The organism is Proteus sp. G2669 (assembly GCF_009915245.1).
Lineage (GTDB): Bacteria > Pseudomonadota > Gammaproteobacteria > Enterobacterales > Enterobacteriaceae > Proteus.
This window is the reverse complement of record NZ_JAABLX010000053.1, coordinates 21521-46528: the sequence shown is the minus strand read 5'-3', so window position 1 is coordinate 46528 and position 25008 is coordinate 21521. Positions and strand designations below refer to the sequence as shown.

Here is a 25008-nt window from a genome sequence, read left to right as displayed (position 1 = left end):
CAGGAGCCGCTACGCCAACCAGTAACAACAGACTCATCAAGAAAGGTCTGAAGTTACTGTTGTTCATGCCGTTCTCTTAGTAATCCAGTACTGCACGACGGTTTTTCGCGTAAGCGGCTTCGTCATGACCCAGTACAGCTGGTTTTTCTTTACCGTAAGAAACGATTGACAGTTGATCAGCAGATACGCCTTTACCTTGCAGGTACATTTTCACAGCGTTAGCACGACGTTCGCCCAGAGCGATGTTGTATTCTGGAGTACCGCGTTCGTCAGCATGACCTTCTACAGTGATACGTACTGATGGATTTGCACGCAGGAATGCAGCGTGTGCGTCTAACAGGTTAGCGTAGTCTGAGCTAATGTCATATTTGTCGAAACCGAAGTAAACGATGTTTTGTTGTTTCAGTTGTTCTAATTGCTGACGTGCTAATTCTTCAGCAGTAGGACCTTGTTCAACAACTGGTACATTGTTTGTATCAGTTTGATCTTCGTTTTTGTTTGAGCTACATGCTGCAACAGCAACGAGTGGTAATGCTAACATCAACCCTTTAAACACTTTGTTTAATTGCATCTCTATTTGTTCCTTTATTTTGTTTGCCATACATAATTTTTATGCATCACATAAACGGTGACCAGGCAGGTGATTTAACCTGACCATCAGTCGCCGGAAGACGCGCTTTGAAACGTCCATCAGTCGATACTAGCTGCAAAATGGTGCCTAAGCCTTGTGTAGAGCTATAAATAACCATTGTGCCGTTAGGCGCGATGCTTGGCGTTTCATCCAGAAACGTATCTGTTAGATATTGTACGGAATTCGTTTCCAGATCCTGCTTAGCGATATGTTGCCTACCGCTTTCAGAACTCACCATAACTAAGAAACTACCATCTGGGCTTACTGCAGGATTTTGGTTTTGTTTACCTTCCCACGTAATACGCTCTGGTGTTCCACCGTTAATATTAACTTTGTATATTTGTGGACGTCCACCTTGATCTGAAGTATAGACTAAGGTTTGTCCATCTGGCATCCAATTTGGCTCAGTATTATTGCTTCTGCCATTGGTTACCTGTGTCATATTCCCACTTGCTAAATCCATAACATACAGATTTAAGCTACCACTCTTAGAAAGAGCAAAGGCAAGTTTAGAGCCATCAGGTGAAAACGAAGGTGCACCATTATGTCTTGGGAATGATGCAATTTGGCGAATTTCACCTGTTGCTAATGTTTGTACCACTAAAGCAGATTGACCGCTTTCAAAAGTTACATAAGCCAGTTTAGCACCATCTGGTGACCATGCTGGTGACATTAATGGCTGTGATGAACGATAAACACGATCTTGGTTAAATCCATCATAGTCAGAAACGCGCAATTCATAAGGATATGCGCCCCCATTAGTCACAACAACATAAGCAATACGTGTACGGAATGCGCCACGAATACCAGTCAGTTTTTCGAACACTTCATCACTGGCCGTATGAGCAGAATAACGTAGCCATTTAGATGGGACTTTAAACTCGCTTTGAGATAAAACCGCGCCTGGAGAACCAGCAACGTCAACTAACTGATAGCTTACTAAATATTGGCCATCCGCTGACGGTTGTACGCGTCCAACAACAACAGAATCAATCCCTAATGCAGTCCATAATGCAGGTTGGACTTCAGAAGCCGTGACAGGCTGTTGAGGTATACGTGATACATCAATAGGATTAAATTTTCCGCTATTACGTAAATCAGCTGCAATCACACCAGCGATATCTTCTGGCATTTGACCAGTGCCTTCCCATTTAAAAGGAACGACACCAATAGGGCGTGCAGTATTCACCCCTTGTGTAATTTCAATTCGAACTTCAGCGTTAGCCAGAGTGGTTACGCATAAAATTAAAAGTCCGAAGATAACATTTAATGCCTGCTTCATCATGTCTCCCTTTTATTATTGCGGTTATTACGCAATAACGCACAGAATAGTAACAAACGCTTTTCAACAACACCATACAACACATCAATAACATTCTAAAATAGCTATAAATTAGTGTATGTTTTCCTACTATCAGACAGTTTTATGGCTTAAACTCAATTGTCGATGATTTTACTTGTTCATAAACATCTTTTGGTGGCTTAGGTAATTTAGCAGTATTTGCTGCTCTTAATGCCACTTGGCATAATGCCGCGTCACCACCTAAAATTTTCGCATTAATTAACATCCCATCAGGTGCAATACTAATTCTTAGTTCACAAGTTTTACCTTTGTATAACTCTGGATCAATGAACTTCTGTTCTATTGCAACTTTCAGCTGACCTTTATAGCGATCTACACCTTCACCATTTGCACCAGTGCGGTTTCCACCACCTTGCCCTGCTGCAGAGGCACCGCTTTGTTTATTACCATCAGCCATTAAACCATCGAGCAAACTATCAACGGCTTTACTCTGCTGTTGAGCAGCGGCTTTCGCTTTAGCTTCTGCGGCCGCTTTAGCTTTTGCCTCTGCGGCTGCTTTTGCTTTAGCGTCTGCTTCAGCTTTCGCTTTTGCATCAGCTTCGGCTTTTGCTTTAGCATCTGCCTCGGCTTTAGCTTTCGCCTCTTCCGCTTTTTGTTTTGCGGCTAACTCAGCTTGTTTTTTTGCTTCGGCTTCAGCTTGTTGTTTAGCATCCGCTTGTTCTTTTAAGATGCGATCACGCTCTGCTTTCGCTTGCGCAGCCGCTTCTTCTGCCACTTTTTGTTCTTCTTTCGCTTTGGCAGCAGCTAACGCGGCTTCACGTTTTTGAGCTTCTGCTGCCTCTTTTGCTTGTAAACGTTCAACTTCTAACGTTTTCAAACGTTCTTGTTCTTTCATTTGCTGCTGACGCAACTCTTCTTCTTGTTGCTCTGCACGCGCTTTACGTTCTTGTTCTGCTTTTTGGACGTTAGCCTGTTGCGATTTTTGCTGGTTATACTGTTGTACTACAGCATTAGGATCGACCATAATAGCATCAATAACTTGCCCACCTTCACCACCGCCACCACCTAAATCCCACTTCTGAGTTAATGACCCCCAGATAAGCAATGCGATAACAAGCAAATGCAAGGCAGTAGACAAGATAACTGAACGGCTCAATTTACTTCGGATTGGCTTCGTCTTCTTTCCCACGCTATTATCCAAACTTATTTCAACCTATTACATAGGCTGAGTCATTAAACCTACAGATTTAACACCTGCTTGACGTAACATGTTGAGCGCTTTAATTATCTCATCATAAGGAACATCTTTAGCACCGCCAATCAGAAATATAACTTTCGGATTTTTTTCCAATTGCCGTTTAGCTTCAGCCATAATCTGTTCTTGAGGCAATAATTCTAATACTTCTTGATCAACACGAATATTATATTGCCCAATTCCTGCAACCTCGACAATCACTGGAGGATTATCACTGGTTGAAACAGTTTGTGTATCTGTTGCTTCAGGAAGATCAACTTCAACACTTTGCGAAATGATAGGCGCTGTTGCCATAAAAATAAGCAAAAGCACTAACAATACGTCAAGCAAAGGAACAATGTTAATCTCTGATTTTACGCCTCGGCGGTTACTGCGACCTCGTGCCATCAGCTATCTCCTTCTGCGTTAACTATTTCTTTTCTGCTGAGGCAAAAGCTTGGCGATGTAAAATCGTCAGGAACTCTTCCATAAAGTTATCGTAACTTTGTTCCAGTTTAGTTACACGCTGCGTAAACCGGTTATAAGCCATAACTGCGGGGATTGCCGCAAATAAACCGATAGCCGTTGCAATCAACGCTTCAGCAATGCCGGGTGCGACCATTTGTAATGTTGCTTGTTTAACACTACCTAATGCAATAAATGCATGCATAATCCCCCATACTGTACCAAATAGACCAATATATGGGCTGATAGAACCAACAGTACCGAGGAAAGGAATATGAGTTTCTAGTGATTCTAATTCACGATTGAAAGAGACACGCATTGCTCTTGATGCACCATTTACAACTGCATCAGGGGCATGAACGCTTGCTTGATGTAAGCGTGCAAACTCTTTAAAACCGGAATGAAAAATTTGCTCTGAGCCTGATAACTCATCACGACGAGCTTGGCTATCTTTATATAAACGAGCCAAGTCAGTACCTGACCAGAATTTATCTTCAAAATCTGCGGCTTCACGATCAGCGGCATTCAGAACTTTAGTTCGCTGAATAATAATCGCCCAAGATGCAATAGAAAATCCGATTAAAATCAACATGATCAACTTAACTAAAAGCCCAGCTTTTAGAAAGAGATCGATAACATTCATGTCAGCCACTACTTAAACTCCGCGATAATGGACTTAGGAAGCGCTACAGGCTTCATTTTTAATGAATCTACACAGACAACGAGCACATCTGCGCTACACAAAACACAACCATCTTGATTAATAAGCTTTTGAGAAAATGTCATTGAGGCACCACGTAATGTGGTAATTTCACTTTCTACTTGTAAAAGCTCATCAAGTCGAGCTGGTGCAATATATTCTATTGATAATTTACGTACAACAAATACAACATGATCATACTCCCGTAAATCATGCTGATGAAAACCTTTTTCTCTGAGTAGTTCTGTTCGGGCGCGTTCAAAATATTTTAGATAGCTGGCGTGATAGACCACACCACCGGCATCAGTATCTTCATAATAAACACGAACAGGCCAAAGAAACTGCATAATATCTTCCTTACATTTTCTGAGTTAAGTCCATAAATAATTAAGCTATAAGTCACTTAACTATACTTAAGAGGTAGCTCTAAGGGAATCATAGTAACGTAAAGAATAGAAAACACAGTTTTCAGGCGCCAATCATAAACTCTTCTTTGCAACACGCAATATGCTTTGTGCTCTGAATAGAAAAAATATTTTCATTAAGACAGCATAAAAATGCTTGCTAATTAGAAATTCATAGATTGTCTTATTTATTAGTATTATTTTTAATGGCCTAAAAAAACCAGTTTAAAAACTGGTTTTTCATATAAATCAATTAATTATTTATGATTGGTGTCTCATGGAGGTAGTGCCACTGCCAACTCGTTTCATGAGAATTGCGTCTCAATAACGCCACTGACTCCCGCATAAGAATTTTCTTATTTTCACTGTGTATTTCTTGATATCTGACAACCACCAAACAATCTGATTGATAAATTATTTTATAATCATCTGTTTTTATTTTCAGTCCACTTCTTTTTCCTGCATTTTGTCTGAACATCGCAATAACATCATCATAACTCACTGCTTTTCCATTGATCCCAACCATAGAAAACTCACTAGATAAAAGATTTTCTATCTTAGTTATTGCATCAATAGAAAGAGGAAATTGCGTAAAAACAGCTTCAATTTCATCATGTAAAGATCTAATGCTTTCTATAATTAAATCTGTATTAAATTTCATCTTGTATTTCCTGTACAATATTTTTTTTCTTTAATGTAAATAATAATGTGATAGGCAATATGCCAATTAAAGCACATATTAAAAATGTCATGTTATAAGCGGTTTGTGGTAAGCAAAAAAGTGAAAGAATATTAAATAACATAGCAACAACGGTTGCTCCGACACTAAAAACGACCTGCCTATTAATATTCCAAATAACACTGGCCTGAACTAATTTCTGTGAGTTAAAATCATATAATGCTGTTGTTTGCGCAGTATTAGCACCAATTCCGCCACCAATCCCGATAACTAAATAAGCAATAATTAATAAAGGTATATCCGTATTACTATTTACAAATATTAATAAAGCAATACCTATACTGTGTAATAACAGCGCGAAAATAAATAAACGTTTCATGCCTAATTTATTATAAAATACACCACTTATTGTCATTGAAATAAAAGCCCCAAGTGCATATAACAACATGAAAACACCTGTGCCTTGAGCAGTAAATTTTAAATATTGTTGTAAATAAAATATCGCAAGAATATTTACACCAGTGAAAACACCAGGAATACAGTAATAAACAAAAATAGAGATCGATAAATTTCTATTTTTTAATAATGATAAATTAATAACTGGAGATATATGGCGTCGATAATGATAATAATAAAGTACTGCAAAACATGCCGATAATGCCGCTATGACTAATGCAAGTAATGTTGAGTGATACTCACCATAAGCCGATAGAGCAAACAATCCTGAAACAATAACCAAACTAATAAGAATGATACCTTTGATATCAGGTATAGCGTTTTCTTTAGGTAAAGGCTCTTTTACCCAAATAAAAGCTAAAAGTGCGGTTAGTAATGAAAAAGGAATATTGCTATAAAATACCCAACGCCAAGAAGCCATATCAACAATAAATCCACCTAATGTAGGTGATATTGCTGGAGCGATTAAAGCTATCGCCATAATGATCGTTGATATTTTGCTTCTTTCATGTCCTTGAAAATATTGAAAAGTTAGTGCTTGTCCAATTGGGATCAATAATCCACCACTAACACCTTGAATAAAACGCCACAAAATAAGTTCACTAAATGAATGTGAGTCCCCTACTAGCGCCACAGACACACTAAACATCAGCATTGATGTCACCATCAATGCTCTAATACCAAAACGTTGTGATAACCAATGACTTAATGGAATAATTAACGTCAATCCCAAAATATAGCTATTTGAAACCCAAGTCACTGAAACAATGGAAATTTGCATATCATCAGCGACTGCGGGTAATGCAATGGCTGACATAAAAATGTTGATACAATCTATAAAGAAGCCCAGCAAAAATATAGATGCAATTCGATAGCGGTAAGTCATAAAAATCCTCCGCGCATAGAGTACGGAAGATTGACGAATTTCGTCTATCTGACAAAATAGAACTTATTGTTTAATCAGAGTAAACAATCATGCAAAATCAAATTGATCGAATTCGCTCTTTTATTGCTGTTGTTGATACAGGATCTTTTACTCAAGCAGCAAAATATTTACGCTTGAGTAAATCAATGGTGAGTATTCATATCAAAGCATTAGAAACCGAGTTAAATGTCTCATTACTCAATCGCAATACTCGTCGATTTTCACTGACAGAGACTGGAGAGATGCTTTATCAAGATTTTCGTCAAGTGTTAATTCAATTAGAGCAAACATTAGATAAAGCGAGATTGGGTCAGCAGGAACTACAGGGATCATTGCGATTAAGTTCAACAGCTGAATTTGGTGAATATTATATTTTGCCGTTACTTAGTCAATTTATGCAATTACACTCAAAGTTGAAAGTACAGTATGCGTTTAATTCTTCTATTGAGGATTTAATAAATCATAAGTTAGATTTGGCTATTCGTTTAGGCACATTAAAAGACAGTAATTATCGCTCTACCAAATTGGCTAATTACGAGATAAGTTTAGTTATTTCACCTGATTTGTTACAAAAATTCTCGATAAAAACTATCAACGATTTAAGCGCTATTCCTTATTTAGCAAACAGTAATTTACGTCAAAGTAAGCTTTCATCATCTTCAGAATTTAATACCCTACTCTCTCAGTTAGCTCAAGATGCTTATTTTGAAACTAACACCATTGCCGCATTAAAAAAAATGGCTCTTGCGCACTCAGGGATGACTATTTTGCCACATTGGTATATTCGTCAAGAATTATTAGAAGGCCAATTGGTTGTACTGTTTCCTGAACATGCACTTTTAACTCAATCCGTTAATATTATTTTCCCTTATAGCGAACATATCCCAAGAAAAACACGTCTCTTTATTGATTACTTAAAAGAAAATATCCAGCTATAACGCTAGATGTGCGAGAGAATTTAGAAGAAATAGTTAGGAAATAAAATACCTTATTTCTTTCTCATACACTGAGCAGAAATAAGGTATTTTTTAGAAGAAAAAGTAACTTAGCCCAACAACTAAAATAATAATTGCAGGGATTGGATGTAATAAACATTTTGCAACAACATGTTTAGGGCGAAATGCTAAACCAAAAGTTGCACCAGCACACACAGACCAAATAAGAAGGACACCTTGCCAAATTGCAAGTGAACTGGTGTTCGCTGCAAATCGACTAGGATCCCACATGATACAAAATGCCATTACCAACGCCATGATTAAAACAAGAGCCCTAATAGGGCCCTTGTCTAGTAGTTGGTAGCTTTTATCCAACATTATTCTTCACTTTCTGAAGCTTTTTTCGCTTCAGCGTGCTCGAAAGCTAGTCCTGCGATCACCGCAATACTACAAGCGAAGAGCGTTCCGAGAAGCCATGCAAAATACCACATTCTCTATGCTCCTTAGTACAGAGTATGATTATTGCCTTCGATAAATTTCTTATCGAGGCGACCATGCATTTTCCAGTAACACCAGATGGTGTAAAGGAGAACGATAGGTACAAAGATAATCGCAACAACTGTCATTACCTGAAGAGTAAACAGGCTAGAAGTTGCATCCCACATTGTTAAGCTCACATCTGGGAAAGTGCTTGAAGGCATCACAAATGGGAACATAGTCACACCACAAGTCAGGATAACACAAGCAATTGTCAGTGAAGTGAACAGGAATGCCCAACCACCTTTATTTGCTTTAGTCGCAACAATCGCCAGTAAAGGACATAACAGACCTAATGCAGGCAGAGCCCATAATACTGGATAGTTGTTGTAGTTAGTCATCCAAGCACCAGCTTCGTGAGAAACGGTTTTCAGTAGTGGAGATGAAGGACCAGCTGTATCAACAGTACTTGTAATAATGAAGCCATCGATACCATAGATTAACCATACACCAGCTAATGCGAAACCAACGAAAGTGATTAATGAGGTAATGTAAGTTGTCTTACGAGTACGCTCATGTAATTCACCAGTAGTACGCATTTGAAGATAGCTTGCACCGTGTGCAACAATCATCATTAAGCTAATTACGCCAGCTAATAAACCGTATGGGTTTAGTAGGTACAGCAGGTTAATGATACCGTTAGTTGTACCATTATAAGATACACGTTGCATGCTATCGACTTCTAATGGAACACCTTGTAACAGGTTACCAAAAGCAACACCGATAACTAATGGTGGAACGAAGCTACCAATAAAGATGCCCCAATCCCACATACCACGCCATTTTGGTGATTCTAATTTAGAACGGTAATCAAAACCTACTGGACGGAAGAATAATGCCGCCAATACGAAGATCATACCAAAATAGAAACCAGAGAATGCCGCAGCATAAACCATTGGCCATGCAGCGAATAATGCACCACCTGCTGTGATTAACCATACTTGGTTACCATCCCAGTGAGGTGCAACAGAGTTAATCAAAATACGGCGTTCAGTATCATCTTTCGCGATAACGCGTAGTAACACACCGACACCCATATCAAAACCATCAGTGACTGCGAAGCCAATCAGTAAGATACCAATCAGTAGCCACCAAACAAATCGCAATACTTCATAATCAAACATAGTGGACTCCTGTGTTACTTACTTTGTGCAGAAGATGCGTTCTTCTGTTCAAAGTGATAGCGACCCGTCTTCAGGCTACTCGGCCCAAGGCGACCAAATTTGAACATCAGGAACATTTCGGCAACTAAGAACAGAGTATACAGACCACAGATAAGACCCATAGATATTAGGATATCAGCCTGTGTCAGTGAAGAAGTTGCTACAGCCGTAGGCAGGATTTCACCAATCGCCCATGGTTGACGTCCATATTCTGCAACAAACCAACCTGCTTCAATCGCAATCCAAGGTAATGGAATACCCAGTAACGCAGCACGTAGTAACCATCTATAGTTACCAATACGGTTTGATAGAACAGTCCAGAAAGAGACAGCAATAATCATTAACATCAGGAAGCCAACGGCAACCATGATACGGAATGACCAGAACAGAGGTGCAACATTAGGAATAGTGTCTTTTGCAGCAGATTTGATTTGTTCTTCTGTTGCATCGACAACATTTTCAGTATAACGCTTCAGTAATAAGCCGTAGCCTAAATCTTGTTTAGCGTCATTAAATGCAGCACGAATAGCAGGATCAGTATTACCTGCGCGTAGTTCGCTTAATAATTCGTAAGCTTTCATACCGTTACGAATACGAACTTCATGCTGACTCATCAGATCGTTAAGACCTAATACAGGCGTATCGAAAGAACGCGTTGCAATAATACCCATGACATAAGGGATTTGTAATGCAAACGAGTTTTCCATTTTTTCTTGATTAGGGAATGCAATCAGATTAAATGCAGCTGGAGCGGCTTCTGTATGCCATTCACCTTCAATTGCAGCCAGTTTGGTTTTTTGCACGTCACCCATTTCGTAACCAGATTCATCACCCAGTACGATAACAGATAATACAGCTGCGATACCAAAAGTAGCGGCAACTGCGAAAGAACGTTTTGCAAAACCGATGTCACGACCTTTGAGCAGGTAGTAAGAGCTGATACCCAGAACAAAGAATGCACCAGTACAGTAACCAGCAGCGACGGTGTGAACAAATTTAACTTGAGCGACAGGGTTTAAAACCAGATCAGCAAAACTCAACATTTCCATTCGCATGGTTTCAAAGTTGAAGTCTGCAGCGACAGGGTTTTGCATCCAACCATTCGCAACAAGGATCCATAGCGCAGAGAAGTTAGAACCGAAAGCAACTAACCAAGTTACCATCAAGTGCTGCTTCTTACCTAAGCGATCCCAGCCAAAGAAGAACAATCCGACGAAAGTTGATTCTAAGAAGAACGCCATCAGACCTTCGATTGCTAAAGGCGCACCGAAGATATCACCGACGTAATGAGAGAAATATGACCAGTTAGTACCAAATTGGAACTCCATGGTCAACCCAGTTGCGACACCCAGAGCAAAGTTAATACCGAATAACTTACCCCAGAACTTTGTCATATCTTTGTAAACTTGTTTACCCGACAGGACATATATCGTTTCCATGATTGCCAGCATAAACGCCATACCTAACGTTAACGGGACAAACAGGAAGTGATACATCGCTGTTAAGGCAAACTGTAACCGTGACAGTTCGACAATATCAAACATCTTGACTCCTTGCTCCTAGCAGGAAGACACCGACTTGCGGCAACCCGACTTTATTAAATTATAAAGCCTCATAACTACCAGCAATAAATGCCTCTAAAAACAACAACGAATATTAAAGACCAAAAACACAATACCTTACAAATAGTACGCTTATATTTACATATAATAAATATATTTTGCGTGACCCAGATTTGAATTCTGAGCTTAGGTCAACAATACGACTTTTAGGTTTGTAACAGCATATTTGATCGTGTGCCAATTTAAGCATATTCAGAAATTTTTGCCACAATTAATAACTTGACCTACATCAAAAAAACACTTTAATGTTAACTAGTTGCGAATAAATTACCCAATAGTTACCATTGTGTTAATGCAATGTTGTTTTTATTTTTAAGTGTAATTTATCTCCTTATATTTTCCATAATAAAATTAACTTTTTATTTTCATAAAAGCCCTAAAAATAAACACTTTTAGTTGTGTTTTATTAATTTTAATATCAAAATCATTTTTTTGCAGGTAAAAAATAAATATTTAAAAAAAATAATCTATTAATTAATAAGTTGAAATTTACAAAAGTGTAAATACAGAAAATGACATCTAGTTAATTTATCAAATAAAGATAAAATTAAAATCCAATAGTGATTATCTATTTTTAATATTAATAACTATTTATTTTGTTTTTTATTTCAGATAAGTAAACTGTAATTAATCTATGTTATATACCTAAAATACAAATCAATAATTCAATAAAATTAAAAATAACCTTTTAAATCAATTAAATAAGAAAGCCATCAAACCAGGTTCACGAAAAAGGAAAACAATTTGTCTTTATTGTATTTTATTATTTTTGTGGAACATTTCTTACAACAATCATAAGTGTTTCATCATTACTCTTGATAGGTATAAAAGAGCCTAGTTTCAGCTTTAATCTCCTTTTTGATGCCCTATCATAATAAAAGAATATTTTCTCAGGCACGCTTCTTTACCTGCCCTCCTTTTCACTTATTCATTAACATGTTTAAAAAAACATTTTTGTAGTAAAAATGTGCCTTACAGCGATGCTGAAGGGGGATTTAGGAACCATTATTACGATACTTATAGGAAAGGTATGATGATCACAACATAAAATAACTACTTACTTTTTTGTTAGTCCGTTTTTCATCTAAAAACATGTATTTAAAATGTTATTTTTAATAACAAAGAATGGATACAAACAGTATTTATCGTTATTTTCATTTTATGTAAAAAGCTTATAAAAAGAAAAAAGAGCGATTTTGCATAGAGATCAATATTTAAAAAAATCAATTAAAAACAAGTAATTACAATTAATTCATATAGATGTTTAATGTGTTAATCACAATACTTGATATAGACATTAATATTTAAATGAAGCTAGATATAAAAATGCCAGCTCCTATTAAGAAACTGGCATTTAAGATAGTATCAACCTGAAATTATTAACAGTATTGTTACTTACTTGATCATTGATTTAATAGCTTCGCCAATATCGGCCAAGCTACGCACAGTTTTAACACCCGCAGCTTCAAGAGCAGCAAATTTCTCATCTGCTGTGCCTTTACCACCCGCAATAATAGCTCCCGCATGTCCCATACGTTTACCTTTAGGGGCAGTCACACCGGCAATGTAACCTACAACCGGTTTAGTCACATGATCTTTGATATAAGCGGCTGCTTCTTCTTCTGCTGTACCACCAATCTCACCGATCATCACAATTGCTTCTGTTTGTGGATCTTCTTGGAATAGCTTCAGAATATCAATAAAGTTAGAACCCGGAATTGGGTCACCACCAATCCCAACACACGTTGATTGACCTAAGCCAACATCTGTTGTCTGTTTAACTGCTTCATAAGTTAATGTACCTGAACGAGATACAATACCTACTTTGCCCGGTAAGTGAATATGACCAGGCATAATGCCAATCTTACATTCACCTGGAGTGATAACACCCGGACAGTTAGGGCCAATCATGCGTACACCCGCTTCATCTAATTTTACTTTTACTGTTAGCATATCCAACGTAGGAATGCCTTCTGTAATAGTAATGATGAGTTTGATGCCCGCCTCAATCGCTTCTAAGATTGAATCTTTACAAAATGGTGCAGGTACATAAATAACTGTCGCAGTTGCACCTGTTGCCTCAACAGCTTCGCGTACAGTATTAAATACAGGAAGTCCTAAGTGCGTAGTACCACCTTTACCCGGCGTAACACCACCAACCATTTGTGTACCATAAGCAATTGCTTGCTCAGAGTGGAATGTTCCTTGGCTACCAGTAAAACCTTGGCAAATTACTTTGGTGTTTTTATCAATTAAAATAGACATTATTTTGCCTCCGCTGCTGCAACAACTTGTTTCGCGGCATCAGTTAAGCTTTTAGCTGCGATAATATTTAATCCACTATCTGCTAATTTTTTGGTGCCTAACTCTGCATTGTTTCCTTCAAGACGAACAACCACAGGAACATTAACGCCAACTTCTTCAACTGCGCCAATAATACCGTCTGCGATTAAGTCACAACGAACAATACCGCCGAAAATGTTGACTAATACAGCACTGACATTTTCATCAGACAAAATAATTTTAAATGCTTCTGTTACACGCTCTTTTGTTGCACCACCACCTACATCGAGGAAGTTAGCGGGTTCGCCACCGTGAAGTTTAACAATATCCATAGTACCCATTGCTAAACCAGCACCATTGACCATACATCCAATGTTGCCATCTAATGCAACATAGTTCAGTTCCCACTGCGCAGCTTGCGCTTCTCGCGGATCTTCTTGCGATGGATCATGCAGTTCACGCATTTCAGGCTGGCGATATAATGCATTGCTATCTACGCCTAATTTACCATCAAGACAAATCAGATCATCTTCTTTTGTGATAACCAGAGGGTTAATTTCAATTAGCGCAAGATCGCGCTCTAAGAAAATAGTAGCTAATCCCATAAAGATCTTAGCAAATTGGCTGACTTGCTTGCCTTTTAAACCTAGTTTAAAAGCAAGTTCTCTTCCCTGATAAGGCATAGGGCCTGTCAGTGGATCAATAATTGCGCGATGAATAAGTTCTGGCGTTTCTTCCGCCACTTTTTCAATTTCTACGCCGCCTTCAGTTGAAGCCATAAAGACAACGCGACGGGTACCACGGTCAATAACCGCACCAAGATAAAGCTCTTTAGCGATATCAGTTGCAGCTTCAACCAAAATCTGTGTAACAGGTTGACCGTTAGCGTCTGTTTGATAAGTCACTAAACGTTTGCCTAACCATTGTTCAGCAAATGCGCGGATCTCTTCTTTAGATTTAACGACTTTTACGCCGCCCGCTTTACCACGTCCACCCGCGTGAACCTGACATTTCACGACCCAAGGGCCTTGACCGATTTTTGATGCAGCTTCTTCTGCCTCGCGCGGCGTGGAGCAGGCGAAACCAGCAGGTGCTGGTAATCCATACCGTGTGAAAAGCTGTTTTGCCTGATACTCGTGTAAATTCATGATGTTCTATCCATAATCTTGTTGAAAGTCGGGCTTTCTTATTTTTTTGACTATAAGCCAGAGAAATCTGACTTCACGAACACACTGTACTTCTTTGATGCTTGTGTCTGTTGCTAAGTAGGCAGGAGGAGCATCTCCTGCCTAGAAGCGATATTTATTACCTATACATCAAGTAATAAACGGGCTGGATCTTCTAGCATCTCTTTGACGGTTACTAAGAAACCGACAGACTCACGACCGTCAATTAAGCGGTGGTCATAAGACAGAGCCAGATACATCATTGGTAGAATAACAACCTGACCATCAACGGCCATTGGGCGATCTTTAATAGCATGCATCCCTAAAATGGCACTTTGTGGTGGGTTGATAATAGGCGTTGACATTAATGAACCGAAAACACCACCATTTGTAATAGTAAAGTTACCACCCGTTAAGTCTTCAACGGTTAACTTACCATCACGGCCTTTTACTGCTAATGCTTTAATGTTTTTCTCAATATCCGCCATGCTCATTGCATCCGCATCACGTAATACTGGTGTTACCAGACCACGAGGTGTTGATACCGCAATACTGATATCGAAATAGTTGTGATAAACCACATCAGTGCCATCAATAGAAGCATTCACTTCTGGGTAGCGTTTCAGTGCTTCAACAACCGCTTTAATATAGAAAGACATAAAGCCTAAACGGACACCGTGGCGTTTTTCGAAAGCTTCGCCATATTGAGCACGTAAATCTTTGATTGGTTGCATGTTGATTTCGTTAAACGTTGTCAACATTGCAGTAGTGTTTTTCGCTTCTAATAAACGTTCTGCAACACGTTTGCGTAAACGTGTCATTGGAACACGTTTTTCGCTACGATGAGATAACAGCGCTTGAGGCGCTTCTTCAACAGGTTTCGTTGCAGTTTTATTTGCAACATGACCTTCGATATCTTGGCGAGTTAAACGACCACCTACACCACTGCCTTTCACATCAGCAGGATTAACATCGTGCTCTGCAACTAAACGACGTGCTGTTGGACTTAATGCATCGTTATTACCTTTTTCAGCAATATCAGCACTTTGACGTTGTGCTGGTGTACTATCTTGAGCTGGTTTCACATCAGCAGGAATACCGGTGCTATCACCTAAACGAATGCGGCCAAGTAATTGGCGTGAACCAACGGTAGCGCCTTCATCTTCAAGAATACTTTCTAATACGCCCGCTTCACTTGCAGGAACTTCTAAAACAACTTTATCTGTTTCGATTTCAACCAGCACTTCATCGCGTTGAATGCTATCACCAGGTTTTTTATGCCAAGTTGCGACCGATGCGTCAGCAACTGATTCAGGGAGATCCGGTACTAGAATGTCTACACTACTCATTTTCTATCCTTATTTATTCAACTTTCAGTGCGTCTTCAACCAGAGCTTTTTGTTGCTCCTGATGAACAGAGGTATAACCGACTGCTGGAGAGGCTGATGCCGGACGTCCTGCATAACGTAATGTTGCGCCCGTAGGGATCGCATCACGGAAATTATGCTGGCTGCAATACCAAGCCCCCTGATTTAAAGGCTCTTCTTGACACCAAACGAAATCTTTCACATGGGAGTAAGATGCCAGAATTTGCGCAATATTTTCGTGTGGGAATGGATACAGTTGTTCAATACGAATAATGGCAACGTTGTTTTGCTCATTAGCACGACGTTGTTCTAATAAATCGTAGTAAACCTTACCTGAGCACATCACAACACGTTTTACATCAGCCGGTTTTAAATCATCCATTTCACCAATTACAGGTAAGAATTTACCGTTGGCTAACTCATCCAATGCAGAAACCGCTAATGGGTGACGTAACAGTGATTTTGGTGACATTACGATAAGTGGGCGACGCATACCACGTAACGCTTGACGGCGTAACATATGGTAAACCTGAGCTGGTGTTGATGGCACACAAACCTGCATATTTTGCTCTGCACACAGTTGCAGATAACGTTCTAAACGTGCAGAGGAGTGTTCAGGGCCTTGGCCTTCATAACCGTGTGGTAGCAGCATCACTAAACCACACATACGACCCCATTTTTGCTCACCTGAACTAATAAATTGGTCTATAACAACTTGAGCAACGTTTGCGAAGTCACCAAATTGTGCTTCCCAAATTGTTAAATCACGAGGTTCTGTTGTGGCATAACCATATTCAAATGCAAGAACAGCTTCTTCTGTTAATACAGAGTCCCAGACATTAAATTGCCCTTGAGCATTATGAATATTAGCCAATGGAACATAAACAGAACCATTAGTTTGATTATGAACAACGGCGTGACGGTGGAAGAATGTACCACGACCAGCATCTTCACCAGAAAGGCGAATTGTGATCCCTTGGTCAACTAAAGTCGCATACGCTAATGTTTCCGCAGCACCCCAGTCGAGTAGTTTTTCACCTTCTGCCATGACAGCACGGTCAGCATAAATTTTCTCAACACGAGATTGCATGACGATTTCTGATGGAACAGTACTCACACGGCGTGCTAAATCTTGTAAACGTGTTTTCTCTACTTTATGTGGATACTCTTCATTCCATTCGTGATTTAAATACGGCTCCCATGTGTAAGAATGCAGCCCCATTGGGCGGTATTCTTCAACGACACAATCACCACGATCCAGTGCATCACGATAGAGATTAACCAGTTCAGTCACATCATTGGCATCAAGCAGTGATTGAGCAACCAGTTTATCTGCGTAAATTTTACGTGGTGTTGGGTGTTTCTTGATTTTTTGATACATCAGAGGCTGAGTCGCATTTGGCTCATCCGCTTCGTTATGGCCATGACGGCGATAACACACCAAATCAATCATTACGTCACGTTTAAAAGTATTACGGAAATCCAACGCAAGGCGAGTCACAAACGCAACCGCTTCTGGATCATCAGCATTAACGTGGAAAATTGGTGCCTGAACCATTTTCACAATATCAGTACAGTATTGTGTTGAACGAGCATCTTTTGGATTTGACGTGGTGAAACCAACTTGGTTATTGATAACAATACGAACTGTACCGCCAACTTCATAACCACGCGCTTGGGACATATTCAAGGTTTCTTGAACAACACCTTGACCAGTTACCGCAGCATCACCATGGATTGTAATAGGAAGAACCATATTACTACGCGCTTCATCTAAACGATCTCGACGAGCACGAACAGAACCGATAACAACTGGGCTAACAATCTCTAAGTGAGAAGGGTTAAAGGCTAATGCTAAGTGAACTTGAGCCCCTTCAGTTGCAAAATCGGATGAGAAACCTTGGTGATATTTAACGTCACCAGTTCCCAAATGCTCTTTATGGATCCCCGCAAATTCATCAAATAAATCAGCAGGTTTTTTACCGAGGATATTAACCAAAACGTTTAAACGTCCGCGGTGCGCCATACCAAGAACCACTTCACGAGTATCTTGTTTACCAGCATGACGGATTAAATCTTTTAACATAGGTACTAGTGCATCACCACCTTCTAAAGAGAAGCGTTTCGCACCTGGGAATTTCGCACCTAAATAGCGTTCTAAGCCTTCAGCAGCTGTTAGCTCTGTCAGGAAGCGTAATTTTTCTTCTTTTGTAAATTGGTCTGCAACATTAACTGATTCTAAACGTTGTTGGATCCAACGTTTCTCTTCAGTGTTAGTGATATGCATATATTCAGCACCGATTGAACCACAATAAATGCGTTTCAGGGCTTCGTATAAATCACTTAATTTCATGGTTTCTTTGCCGATGGCAAAAGAACCAACATTGAAAGTTTCTTCAAAATCTTCTTTAGTCAGATTATGGAAAGCAGGATCTAAATCTGGAACAGATTCTTGTTTCCATAAACCAAGTGGGTCGAGGTTCGCATTTTGATGGCCACGGAAACGAAAGGCATTGATGAGCTGCAAAACTTTGACTTGTTTTGAGTCCGTTGCCGGATCGCTTACCGAGGTATGGTATCGAGTGGATTCTTTTGCGAGGCGTCTGAAGTAGTCGCGGGTCTGAGAATGCGACTGCTCTATGCCTTGACTTGCGGGCAGTTGTTGAAAAATCTCTCTCCAACTTTCGTCAACAGAGTTGGGGTCAGTTAGGTAATCTTCATAGATATCTTCTATGTAAGACTGATTCTCTCCTGCTAGAAATGTTGATTCTAGCCAGTCCTTCATTGCGCCGTTCTGCATTATGATCCCTTAAGCTATACAGCTTTAGTTCGCCGTGGATAACTAATACCGTGATTAAACGGTGTCGATTGCAAGGTTCTCTCATGACCCGCTATCTCGCAGGTTCTTTAAATATGGAGCTTTAGCTCTCAAGGAACCTTTAAGCACTGTCTAACAGTGTTTAAAGGTGCCTTACTATTTACCGCAAACGTCTAACTTAGTTTTTCCATTAACCGCCCTAACTATTTTAGGGCGGTTATTATTTTATGCACTACGTTTTAACAACATCGACTTAATATGGCCAATTGCTTTTGTTGGATTGAGTCCTTTAGGACATACGCTGACACAGTTCATAATGCCATGACAACGGAATACGCTGAACGCATCGTTAAGATCATCAAGGCGAGATTCTGTTTCTGTATCACGACTATCAATCAAGAAACGATATGCAGCTAACAATCCAGCTGGCCCGATAAACTTATCTGGATTCCACCAGAATGACGGGCAAGAGGTTGAACAACAAGCACAAAGGATACAATCGTAAAGTCCATCAAGCTTTTCACGTTGTTCTGGTGACTGTAAGTTCTCACGAGCAGGAGGATTTTTTCCATTATTAATTAAATACGGACGAATTTTCTCATACTGTGTATAGAACTGAGTCATATCCACTATTAAATCACGAATTACTGGTAAACCGGGTAACGGTCTGATCACAATTTTCTTACTTCCTTTCTGTAAAGATGAAATAGGTGTGATACAAGCCAAACCATTTTTACCATTCATGTTCACGCCATCAGAGCCGCAAACACCTTCACGACAAGAACGACGGAACGATAAGGTAGGATCTTTTTCCTTTAATTGAATTAATGCATCCAACAGCATCATGTCACGCCCTTCAGGAACTTCGAGGGTGTAATCTTGCATATGCGGCGCATTATCAACGTCGGGATTGTAACGATAAATCGAAAATTCAAGTTTCATATTTAAGTCTCCGCAACTTCAATAACACCGCTAATTAATATGTACGCACTTTTGGTGGGAAGGCTTCACGCAGTTTTGGCTGCATATTGACTTCACGGCGTGTCATTGTTTCGGTTTGCGGTTGATATAATGTATGGCATAACCAGTTCGCATCATCACGCTCTGGGAAATCGAAACGGCTATGAGCACCACGACTTTCTGTACGGAAGTTTGCAGATACTGCAGTGGCATAAGCTGTTTCCATCAGGTTATCTAATTCTAAGCATTCAATACGCTGAGTATTAAACTCGCTTGAATTATCATCCAGTCGGGCATTTTGTAAGCGCTCACGAATAACTTTTAGTTCTTCTAAGCCTTTTGCCATTGCATCGCCTTCACGGAATACTGAGAAGTTATGTTGCATACAAGATTGCAGTGCTTTACGGATCTCAACAGGATCTTCACCAGAACGATTGTTTTCCCAGCGATTTAAACGTGTTAATGCTGCTTCAACATCCGACTCGCTTGCATCACGCATCGTGCCTTGTTCCATCAGAGATTCTTTTAAGTGAACCCCTGCTGAACGACCAAATACAACGAGGTCTAACAGTGAGTTACCACCTAAACGGTTGGCGCCATGAACAGATACACAGGCAATTTCACCGACAGCAAACAGTCCAGGAATAACAACATCTTCGCCCTTCTCATTTACACGAATGGCTTGGCCTGTCACTTTTGTTGGAATACCACCCATCATATAGTGGCAAGTAGGAATAACCGGAATTGGCTCTTTGATAGGATCAACGTGTGCGAATGTACGAGACAGATCAAGAATACCCGGTAAACGTGATTCAAGGACTTCTTTACCAAGATGGTCGAGTTTCAATTTCGCATGAGGACCCCAAGGACCATCACAACCACGGCCTTCACGAATTTCAATCATGATAGAACGAGCCACTACGTCACGACCAGCAAGGTCTTTAGCGTTTGGTGCATAACGTTCCATAAAGCGTTCACCGTCTTTATTCAACAGATATCCGCCTTCACCACGACAACCTTCGGTCACTAACACACCCGCACCCGCAATACCGGTTGGGTGGAATTGCCACATTTCCATATCTTGCAGTGGAACACCTGCACGAACCGCCATGCCAACACCATCACCAGTGTTGATATGTGCATTTGTGGTAGATTGATAAATACGGCCCGCACCACCTGTGGCTAAAATAGTGGCATTAGCTTTGAAATAAACGACTTCACCCGTTTCGATGCAAATTGCAGTACACCCAACAATATCACCATCTTGGTTTTTCACGAGATCCAGTGAATACCACTCTGAAAAGATAGTTGTGTGATTTTTTAAATTTTGCTGATACAGGGTATGCAACAATGCGTGCCCAGTACGGTCAGCAGCGGCTGCAGTACGCGCAGCTTGTTCGCCACCGAAGTTCTTAGACTGACCACCAAACGGACGTTGATAAATACGGCCATCATCTAAGCGAGAAAATGGAAGCCCCATATGTTCCAGCTCTAAAATTGCTTCAGGGCCAGTTTTACACATATATTCGATTGCATCTTGGTCACCGATATAGTCGGAACCTTTTACTGTATCGTACATGTGCCATTCCCAGTTATCCTCATGAGTATTACCTAACGCAACAGTAATACCGCCTTGAGCTGAAACAGTATGAGAACGAGTAGGAAAAACTTTAGAAATTAGTGCGCAAGACAAACCCATTTGGGAAATCTGTAAAGCAGCACGCATACCCGCGCCACCAGCACCAATAACAACGGCATCAAACTCTCTTACTGGCAGATTCATTACACACCCCACACCACAATTGTTCCATAAATAAGATAAACCAACAGCGCAACAACAATAATCAGTTGTAAAGTCAGGCGTAATGCCAGCGGTTTAATATAGTCCGTTAACACTTGCCACATGCCTATCCACGCGTGGATAAGAATAGAAAGCAACGTCAAGATGGTGAACACTTTGGTTAGGGATGAGCTAAAGAACCCTCGCCATACTTCATAGGTAATTTCTGTGGTTGCAATAAAACCCACAAGATAAAGAACATATAAAACGATGATGATGGCTGAGGCACGCAGAAATAACCAATCCTGTATGCCAGTACGACCTAAAGTAGAAGAATTACTTACCATACTAATACCCCCGCCAATATTGATAAAATTACTGTAATAACCATAGATGCAGCCGCTGAATTGCGACCTACAACCAAGGTTTCATCAATAAAGCCGAAGTCCATTAACATGTGACGAATACCACCACAAATATGGTATGCCAATGCCGTTAGGATGCCCCACAAAATAAATTTTGCGAAGAAGCCAGTCATTATTTCAGCAGCTTGCTGAAAACCTTCAGGAGAGGAGAGAGAGGTGCCAAGTAACCACAGTAAGATGCCAACTGCGACTAACATGATAACCCCAGAGACACGATGCAAGATCGATGCGATAGCAGGGAGTGGAAACTGTATCGTCTGTAAATCCAGATTGACAGGTCTTTGTTTTTTCACAATTTATGCCCACACAGCTTTTATAATTTTTCCTTCCTCCGGACCTGGATGGAAATCAAACAGCGAATGGGGTACAAAGGCACATTTTAAGTAAAATGTTAAATCCGTCTATTTTACAAAAATTGTGGATTCGTTACGCTGGTTCTCCATACAACAAAGGTTCCGGAGACCTGCGCGCAGTATAAGTGGTTCACAAACTTATTACAATTACCACACAACTTGTGTGCTGGACATTTGCCTCGAACAGTGAGAGGGATCACTATTTAATATATCCGATGCAAAAATGATTATCATTTTTGACACACGCACAACATTTTTATTACATTTACCACATAATTTTAATGTTTATGTTTTTTTTGTGCGCAAACACGCTTCCAGAAACCTCAAACTTATGTAAAAGTGTTGTCAGTACTAATTCTAAGTGCATTGCATAAAAAAGCACCTAAAAAAACATAACATCAAAAGCTCCTTAACATAAGTGACACACTATAGACCCAGATATGACGGGCATAAAATAAAACCCGACTGGGTACCTTACATCAACTATAGTTTCACTATCGAAGTGCATCTTTATTCTTTATGGAGATACCCTCGACTTTGTTAGGAGACATATAAGCGCTAAGGAGATTATAAATGGCTGATAACAAAGCTAAGCTAACGATTGATGAAACATCTGTAGACTTGGACGTTTTATCCCCTACACTCGGTTCCAAAGTTATTGATATTCGTACTCTCGGCTCCAAAGGTTATTACACCTATGATCCCGGCTTTACCTCAACCGCCTCTTGTGAGTCAAAAATCACTTTTATTGATGGTGATAACGGTATCTTACTTCACCGTGGTTTCCCTATCGGGCAATTAGCGACTGAATCAACATACTTGGAAGTTTGTTATATCCTGCTGTACGGTGAAGCTCCGACCCAAGAGCAATACGACAATTTTAAAACGACTGTCACTCGTCACACCATGATCCATGAACAAATCACCCGTCTGTTCAATGGTTTCCGCCGTGACTCTCACCCAATGGCTGTATTGTGTGGTGTAACAGGGGCCTTAGCTGCGTTCTATCATGATGCATTGGATGTCAGTAATCCGGTTCACCGCGATATCACGGCTTATCGCCTGTTATCCAAAATGCCAACCGTGGCAGCAATGTGTTACAAATACTCAATTGGTCAACCTTTTGTGTATCCAAAAAATGACCTATCTTATGCGGGTAACTTCTTGCATATGATGTTTGCAACACCATGCGAAGAGTATGTCATCAATCCAGTACTTGAGCGTGCTATGGATAGAATTTTCATCCTTCATGCTGATCACGAACAAAATGCGTCAACATCTACAGTACGTACAGCAGGCTCTTCAGGTGCAAATCCATTTGCCTGTATTGCTGCGGGTATCGCGTCACTTTGGGGACCCGCTCATGGCGGTGCGAACGAAGCGTGTTTACGAATGCTGGAAGAGATCAAAACAGTTGAACACATTCCTGAATTCATTAAACGAGCAAAAGACAAAAATGACTCCTTCCGTTTAATGGGCTTTGGTCACCGTGTTTACAAGAACTACGATCCTCGTGCAACAGTTATGCGTGAAACTTGTCATGAAGTGTTAAAAGAATTAAACCTCAATGACAGCCTACTTGAAGTGGCAATGGAATTAGAACGCATCGCATTAAACGACCCGTACTTTATTGAGAAAAAACTGTACCCTAACGTAGATTTCTACTCTGGTATTATCCTTAAAGCGTTAGGTATTCCATCCAATATGTTTACTGTTATTTTTGCGATTGCACGTACAATTGGCTGGATTGCTCACTGGAATGAAATGCACGAAGATGGTCTGAAAATTGCGCGTCCTCGTCAGCTTTATACTGGTTATAATGAGCGCGATTTTAAAAGTGAAATTAAAAAGAAATAATTGAGTTCTATTAATTATTTATCTTGATAAGCCCCGTTTTAAATCGGGGCTTTATAATTTTAGCTACTATTAGCGACTAAAAGTTAATCAGCTTTTTAAATATTCTTGTGGCGTCTGCCCTGTCATTTTCTTAAAAAATGTAATAAAGGCACTGTCACTAGCAAATCCTAATATCTGACTAATATCTATATAACGATGATGAGTAGCTAATAATTCAATGGCTTTCATTAATCGCCACTGTTGACGCCATTGTTGGTAACTTAAACCTGTTTCTTTATAAAATAAACGCGTGATCGTTTTTTCACTCGCTCCCACATATTTCGCCATTTCTTGTAACGGTGGAGGTAAATCATCAAACGATAAACGTTTTAATCGCCTATCTTTCGGCATAAATAAATGATTGGGTTGTCGTTGAGCCTGCATGATTTCATCAAAGAAAACAGCTAATAGATTCGCATAACGCCCTTCTTCCCATTGCGTATCAAAATCAGCCACAGAAATACGCTCAAGAATTTCTCGCAAAAGAGGAGAAAGCGTAAATATCTCACTCTCACTTGGAAATTTATCATGATATTTATCGGAAATATAAACAGAACGATATCCCACAGAGGCATACATTTCGACTCGATGTTCCAATTTTGCAGGTATCCACGCAATTCTCATGGGAGGCAAAACAGAAACCCGAGAGGCTAAAGTAATTCGCATACATCCTGACTGCGTAAATAATAATTGTCCTCTATCATGAGAATGAAATCCTGAATCGTGCTTTCCCATTTCTGCTGCAATACCCACTACTGATGCAAGATGCTCTTCTGGCACAAAGTGGTCGTATTGATTAAGCCAAGCCATCACTTGTCCTATTTGAAAAATAATATGTCTTTATGTTTATAAAAAGACATTCATTATCTCTGTATTCTGTTCATCAAGATTTAAGGATGTAGGATA

23 protein-coding genes are annotated in these 25008 nt (G+C 39.8%); 2 read left to right on the top strand and 21 right to left on the bottom strand.

Annotation, left to right across the window (positions count from 1 at the left end; all coding sequences use genetic code 11):
* Nucleotides 1-76: 76 nt before the first annotated feature.
* The 8 genes from pal to GWI68_RS17010 all read right to left on the bottom strand — a co-directional run bounded on the left by pal (nucleotide 77) and on the right by GWI68_RS17010 (nucleotide 6758).
* On the bottom strand, nucleotides 77-571 hold the full coding sequence (gene pal, locus GWI68_RS17045; protein WP_072070586.1) for a peptidoglycan-associated lipoprotein Pal: 495 nt from the start codon (nucleotides 569-571) through the stop codon (nucleotides 77-79).
* A gap of 46 nt (nucleotides 572-617) precedes the next feature.
* Nucleotides 618-1913: a Tol-Pal system beta propeller repeat protein TolB gene (gene tolB / locus GWI68_RS17040; protein ID WP_023581196.1), complete on the bottom strand. Its 1296-nt coding sequence runs from the start codon at nucleotides 1911-1913 to the stop codon at nucleotides 618-620.
* 142 nt (nucleotides 1914-2055) lie between these two features.
* Nucleotides 2056-3123 carry a cell envelope integrity protein TolA gene (gene tolA / locus GWI68_RS17035; RefSeq protein WP_109410026.1) on the bottom strand — a complete coding sequence of 356 codons (1068 nt, stop codon included), beginning with the start codon at nucleotides 3121-3123 and terminating at the stop codon, nucleotides 2056-2058.
* A 27-nt stretch (nucleotides 3124-3150) separates the two neighbouring features.
* Nucleotides 3151-3576 (bottom strand): colicin uptake protein TolR, encoded by a 426-nt coding sequence (gene tolR, locus GWI68_RS17030; RefSeq protein ID WP_072070589.1) that lies wholly within the window; start codon nucleotides 3574-3576, stop codon nucleotides 3151-3153.
* Nucleotides 3577-3598: 22 nt separating this feature from the next.
* A complete protein-coding gene (gene tolQ / locus GWI68_RS17025; protein WP_072070590.1) occupies nucleotides 3599-4285 on the bottom strand; it encodes a Tol-Pal system protein TolQ in 687 nt (228 codons plus the stop codon).
* Nucleotides 4285-4680: a tol-pal system-associated acyl-CoA thioesterase gene (gene ybgC, locus GWI68_RS17020; protein ID WP_166541040.1), complete on the bottom strand. Its 396-nt coding sequence runs from the start codon at nucleotides 4678-4680 to the stop codon at nucleotides 4285-4287. The genes tolQ and ybgC overlap by 1 nt, the downstream gene beginning before the upstream one ends.
* A 310-nt stretch (nucleotides 4681-4990) precedes the next feature.
* A complete protein-coding gene (locus tag GWI68_RS17015; protein WP_166541039.1) occupies nucleotides 4991-5398 on the bottom strand; it encodes a hypothetical protein in 408 nt (135 codons plus the stop codon).
* Nucleotides 5388-6758: an MFS transporter gene (locus tag GWI68_RS17010; protein ID WP_166541038.1), complete on the bottom strand. Its 1371-nt coding sequence runs from the start codon at nucleotides 6756-6758 to the stop codon at nucleotides 5388-5390. The genes GWI68_RS17015 and GWI68_RS17010 overlap by 11 nt, the downstream gene beginning before the upstream one ends.
* Before the next feature lie 89 nt (nucleotides 6759-6847).
* Between GWI68_RS17010 and GWI68_RS17005 the strand changes: the two genes are divergently transcribed.
* A complete protein-coding gene (locus GWI68_RS17005) occupies nucleotides 6848-7735 on the top strand; it encodes a LysR family transcriptional regulator (protein WP_166541037.1) in 888 nt (295 codons plus the stop codon).
* Between the two features lie 90 nt (nucleotides 7736-7825).
* Here the strand turns inward: GWI68_RS17005 and ybgE are convergent, their stop codons facing one another.
* The 12 genes from ybgE to sdhC form a co-directional block, all read right to left on the bottom strand.
* Entirely contained in the window at nucleotides 7826-8110 is a 285-nt protein-coding gene (gene ybgE, locus GWI68_RS17000; RefSeq protein WP_166541036.1) for a cyd operon protein YbgE, read from the bottom strand.
* The gene (gene cydX, locus GWI68_RS16995; RefSeq protein ID WP_069370099.1) at nucleotides 8110-8223 is read right to left on the bottom strand and encodes a cytochrome bd-I oxidase subunit CydX; all 114 of its coding nucleotides are present in this window, start codon (nucleotides 8221-8223) and stop codon (nucleotides 8110-8112) included. The genes ybgE and cydX overlap by 1 nt, the downstream gene beginning before the upstream one ends.
* A gap of 12 nt (nucleotides 8224-8235) precedes the next feature.
* Complete coding sequence (gene cydB / locus GWI68_RS16990) at nucleotides 8236-9393, bottom strand: cytochrome d ubiquinol oxidase subunit II (RefSeq protein WP_166541035.1); 1158 nt, start codon at nucleotides 9391-9393, stop codon at nucleotides 8236-8238.
* 14 nt (nucleotides 9394-9407) lie between these two features.
* Complete coding sequence (gene cydA / locus GWI68_RS16985) at nucleotides 9408-10976, bottom strand: cytochrome ubiquinol oxidase subunit I (RefSeq protein WP_166541034.1); 1569 nt, start codon at nucleotides 10974-10976, stop codon at nucleotides 9408-9410.
* A 1473-nt stretch (nucleotides 10977-12449) separates the two neighbouring features.
* Nucleotides 12450-13319 (bottom strand): succinate--CoA ligase subunit alpha, encoded by an 870-nt coding sequence (sucD, locus tag GWI68_RS16980; protein WP_072070202.1) that lies wholly within the window; start codon nucleotides 13317-13319, stop codon nucleotides 12450-12452.
* Complete coding sequence (gene sucC / locus GWI68_RS16975) at nucleotides 13319-14485, bottom strand: ADP-forming succinate--CoA ligase subunit beta (RefSeq protein ID WP_072070203.1); 1167 nt, start codon at nucleotides 14483-14485, stop codon at nucleotides 13319-13321. Before sucC ends, sucD begins: the two co-directional genes overlap by 1 nt.
* Nucleotides 14486-14646: 161 nt before the next feature.
* Nucleotides 14647-15852 (bottom strand): 2-oxoglutarate dehydrogenase complex dihydrolipoyllysine-residue succinyltransferase, encoded by a 1206-nt coding sequence (gene odhB / locus GWI68_RS16970; RefSeq protein ID WP_109410020.1) that lies wholly within the window; start codon nucleotides 15850-15852, stop codon nucleotides 14647-14649.
* Between the two features lie 13 nt (nucleotides 15853-15865).
* On the bottom strand, nucleotides 15866-18670 hold the full coding sequence (gene sucA / locus GWI68_RS16965) for a 2-oxoglutarate dehydrogenase E1 component (RefSeq protein WP_166541033.1): 2805 nt from the start codon (nucleotides 18668-18670) through the stop codon (nucleotides 15866-15868).
* 243 nt (nucleotides 18671-18913) lie between these two features.
* Complete coding sequence (locus tag GWI68_RS16960; protein WP_006537662.1) at nucleotides 18914-19630, bottom strand: succinate dehydrogenase iron-sulfur subunit; 717 nt, start codon at nucleotides 19628-19630, stop codon at nucleotides 18914-18916.
* 34 nt (nucleotides 19631-19664) lie between these two features.
* Nucleotides 19665-21431 carry a succinate dehydrogenase flavoprotein subunit gene (gene sdhA / locus GWI68_RS16955; protein WP_109410018.1) on the bottom strand — a complete coding sequence of 589 codons (1767 nt, stop codon included), beginning with the start codon at nucleotides 21429-21431 and terminating at the stop codon, nucleotides 19665-19667.
* Entirely contained in the window at nucleotides 21431-21775 is a 345-nt protein-coding gene (gene sdhD / locus GWI68_RS16950; RefSeq protein ID WP_006537664.1) for a succinate dehydrogenase membrane anchor subunit, read from the bottom strand. Before sdhD ends, sdhA begins: the two co-directional genes overlap by 1 nt.
* Nucleotides 21769-22149 (bottom strand): succinate dehydrogenase cytochrome b556 subunit, encoded by a 381-nt coding sequence (sdhC, locus tag GWI68_RS16945; RefSeq protein ID WP_162557032.1) that lies wholly within the window; start codon nucleotides 22147-22149, stop codon nucleotides 21769-21771. The genes sdhD and sdhC overlap by 7 nt, the downstream gene beginning before the upstream one ends.
* Nucleotides 22150-22779: 630 nt before the next feature.
* On the opposite strand from sdhC, the gene GWI68_RS16940 reads away from it, so the two are divergent.
* Nucleotides 22780-24063, top strand: coding sequence for a citrate synthase (locus GWI68_RS16940; RefSeq protein WP_166541032.1), 1284 nt, complete (start codon nucleotides 22780-22782; stop codon nucleotides 24061-24063).
* Nucleotides 24064-24150: 87 nt separating this feature from the next.
* Here GWI68_RS16940 and GWI68_RS16935 read toward each other — a convergent pair whose 3' ends face one another.
* The gene (locus GWI68_RS16935; RefSeq protein WP_109410015.1) at nucleotides 24151-24912 is read right to left on the bottom strand and encodes a helix-turn-helix transcriptional regulator; all 762 of its coding nucleotides are present in this window, start codon (nucleotides 24910-24912) and stop codon (nucleotides 24151-24153) included.
* Nucleotides 24913-25008: the final 96 nt, after the last annotated feature.

Excerpts from the sequence above, each read along its gene's own strand:
- pal (WP_072070586.1), bottom strand. The coding sequence starts at position 571 with ATGCAATTAAACAAAGTGTTTAAAGGGTTGATGTTAGCATTACCACTC.
- tolB (WP_023581196.1), bottom strand. The coding sequence starts at position 1,913 with ATGAAGCAGGCATTAAATGTTATCTTCGGACTTTTAATTTTATGCGTA.
- tolR (WP_072070589.1), bottom strand. The coding sequence starts at position 3,576 with ATGGCACGAGGTCGCAGTAACCGCCGAGGCGTAAAATCAGAGATTAAC.
- ybgC (WP_166541040.1), bottom strand. The coding sequence starts at position 4,680 with ATGCAGTTTCTTTGGCCTGTTCGTGTTTATTATGAAGATACTGATGCC.
- GWI68_RS17015 (WP_166541039.1), bottom strand. The coding sequence starts at position 5,398 with ATGAAATTTAATACAGATTTAATTATAGAAAGCATTAGATCTTTACAT.
- GWI68_RS17010 (WP_166541038.1), bottom strand. The coding sequence starts at position 6,758 with ATGACTTACCGCTATCGAATTGCATCTATATTTTTGCTGGGCTTCTTT.
- GWI68_RS17005 (WP_166541037.1), top strand. The coding sequence starts at position 6,848 with ATGCAAAATCAAATTGATCGAATTCGCTCTTTTATTGCTGTTGTTGAT.
- ybgE (WP_166541036.1), bottom strand. The coding sequence starts at position 8,110 with ATGTTGGATAAAAGCTACCAACTACTAGACAAGGGCCCTATTAGGGCT.
- cydX (WP_069370099.1), bottom strand. The coding sequence starts at position 8,223 with ATGTGGTATTTTGCATGGCTTCTCGGAACGCTCTTCGCTTGTAGTATT.
- cydB (WP_166541035.1), bottom strand. The coding sequence starts at position 9,393 with ATGTTTGATTATGAAGTATTGCGATTTGTTTGGTGGCTACTGATTGGT.
- cydA (WP_166541034.1), bottom strand. The coding sequence starts at position 10,976 with ATGTTTGATATTGTCGAACTGTCACGGTTACAGTTTGCCTTAACAGCG.
- sucD (WP_072070202.1), bottom strand. The coding sequence starts at position 13,319 with ATGTCTATTTTAATTGATAAAAACACCAAAGTAATTTGCCAAGGTTTT.
- sucC (WP_072070203.1), bottom strand. The coding sequence starts at position 14,485 with ATGAATTTACACGAGTATCAGGCAAAACAGCTTTTCACACGGTATGGA.
- odhB (WP_109410020.1), bottom strand. The coding sequence starts at position 15,852 with ATGAGTAGTGTAGACATTCTAGTACCGGATCTCCCTGAATCAGTTGCT.
- sucA (WP_166541033.1), bottom strand. The coding sequence starts at position 18,670 with ATGCAGAACGGCGCAATGAAGGACTGGCTAGAATCAACATTTCTAGCA.
- GWI68_RS16960 (WP_006537662.1), bottom strand. The coding sequence starts at position 19,630 with ATGAAACTTGAATTTTCGATTTATCGTTACAATCCCGACGTTGATAAT.
- sdhA (WP_109410018.1), bottom strand. The coding sequence starts at position 21,431 with ATGAATCTGCCAGTAAGAGAGTTTGATGCCGTTGTTATTGGTGCTGGT.
- sdhD (WP_006537664.1), bottom strand. The coding sequence starts at position 21,775 with ATGGTAAGTAATTCTTCTACTTTAGGTCGTACTGGCATACAGGATTGG.
- GWI68_RS16940 (WP_166541032.1), top strand. The coding sequence starts at position 22,780 with ATGGCTGATAACAAAGCTAAGCTAACGATTGATGAAACATCTGTAGAC.
- GWI68_RS16935 (WP_109410015.1), bottom strand. The coding sequence starts at position 24,912 with ATGGCTTGGCTTAATCAATACGACCACTTTGTGCCAGAAGAGCATCTT.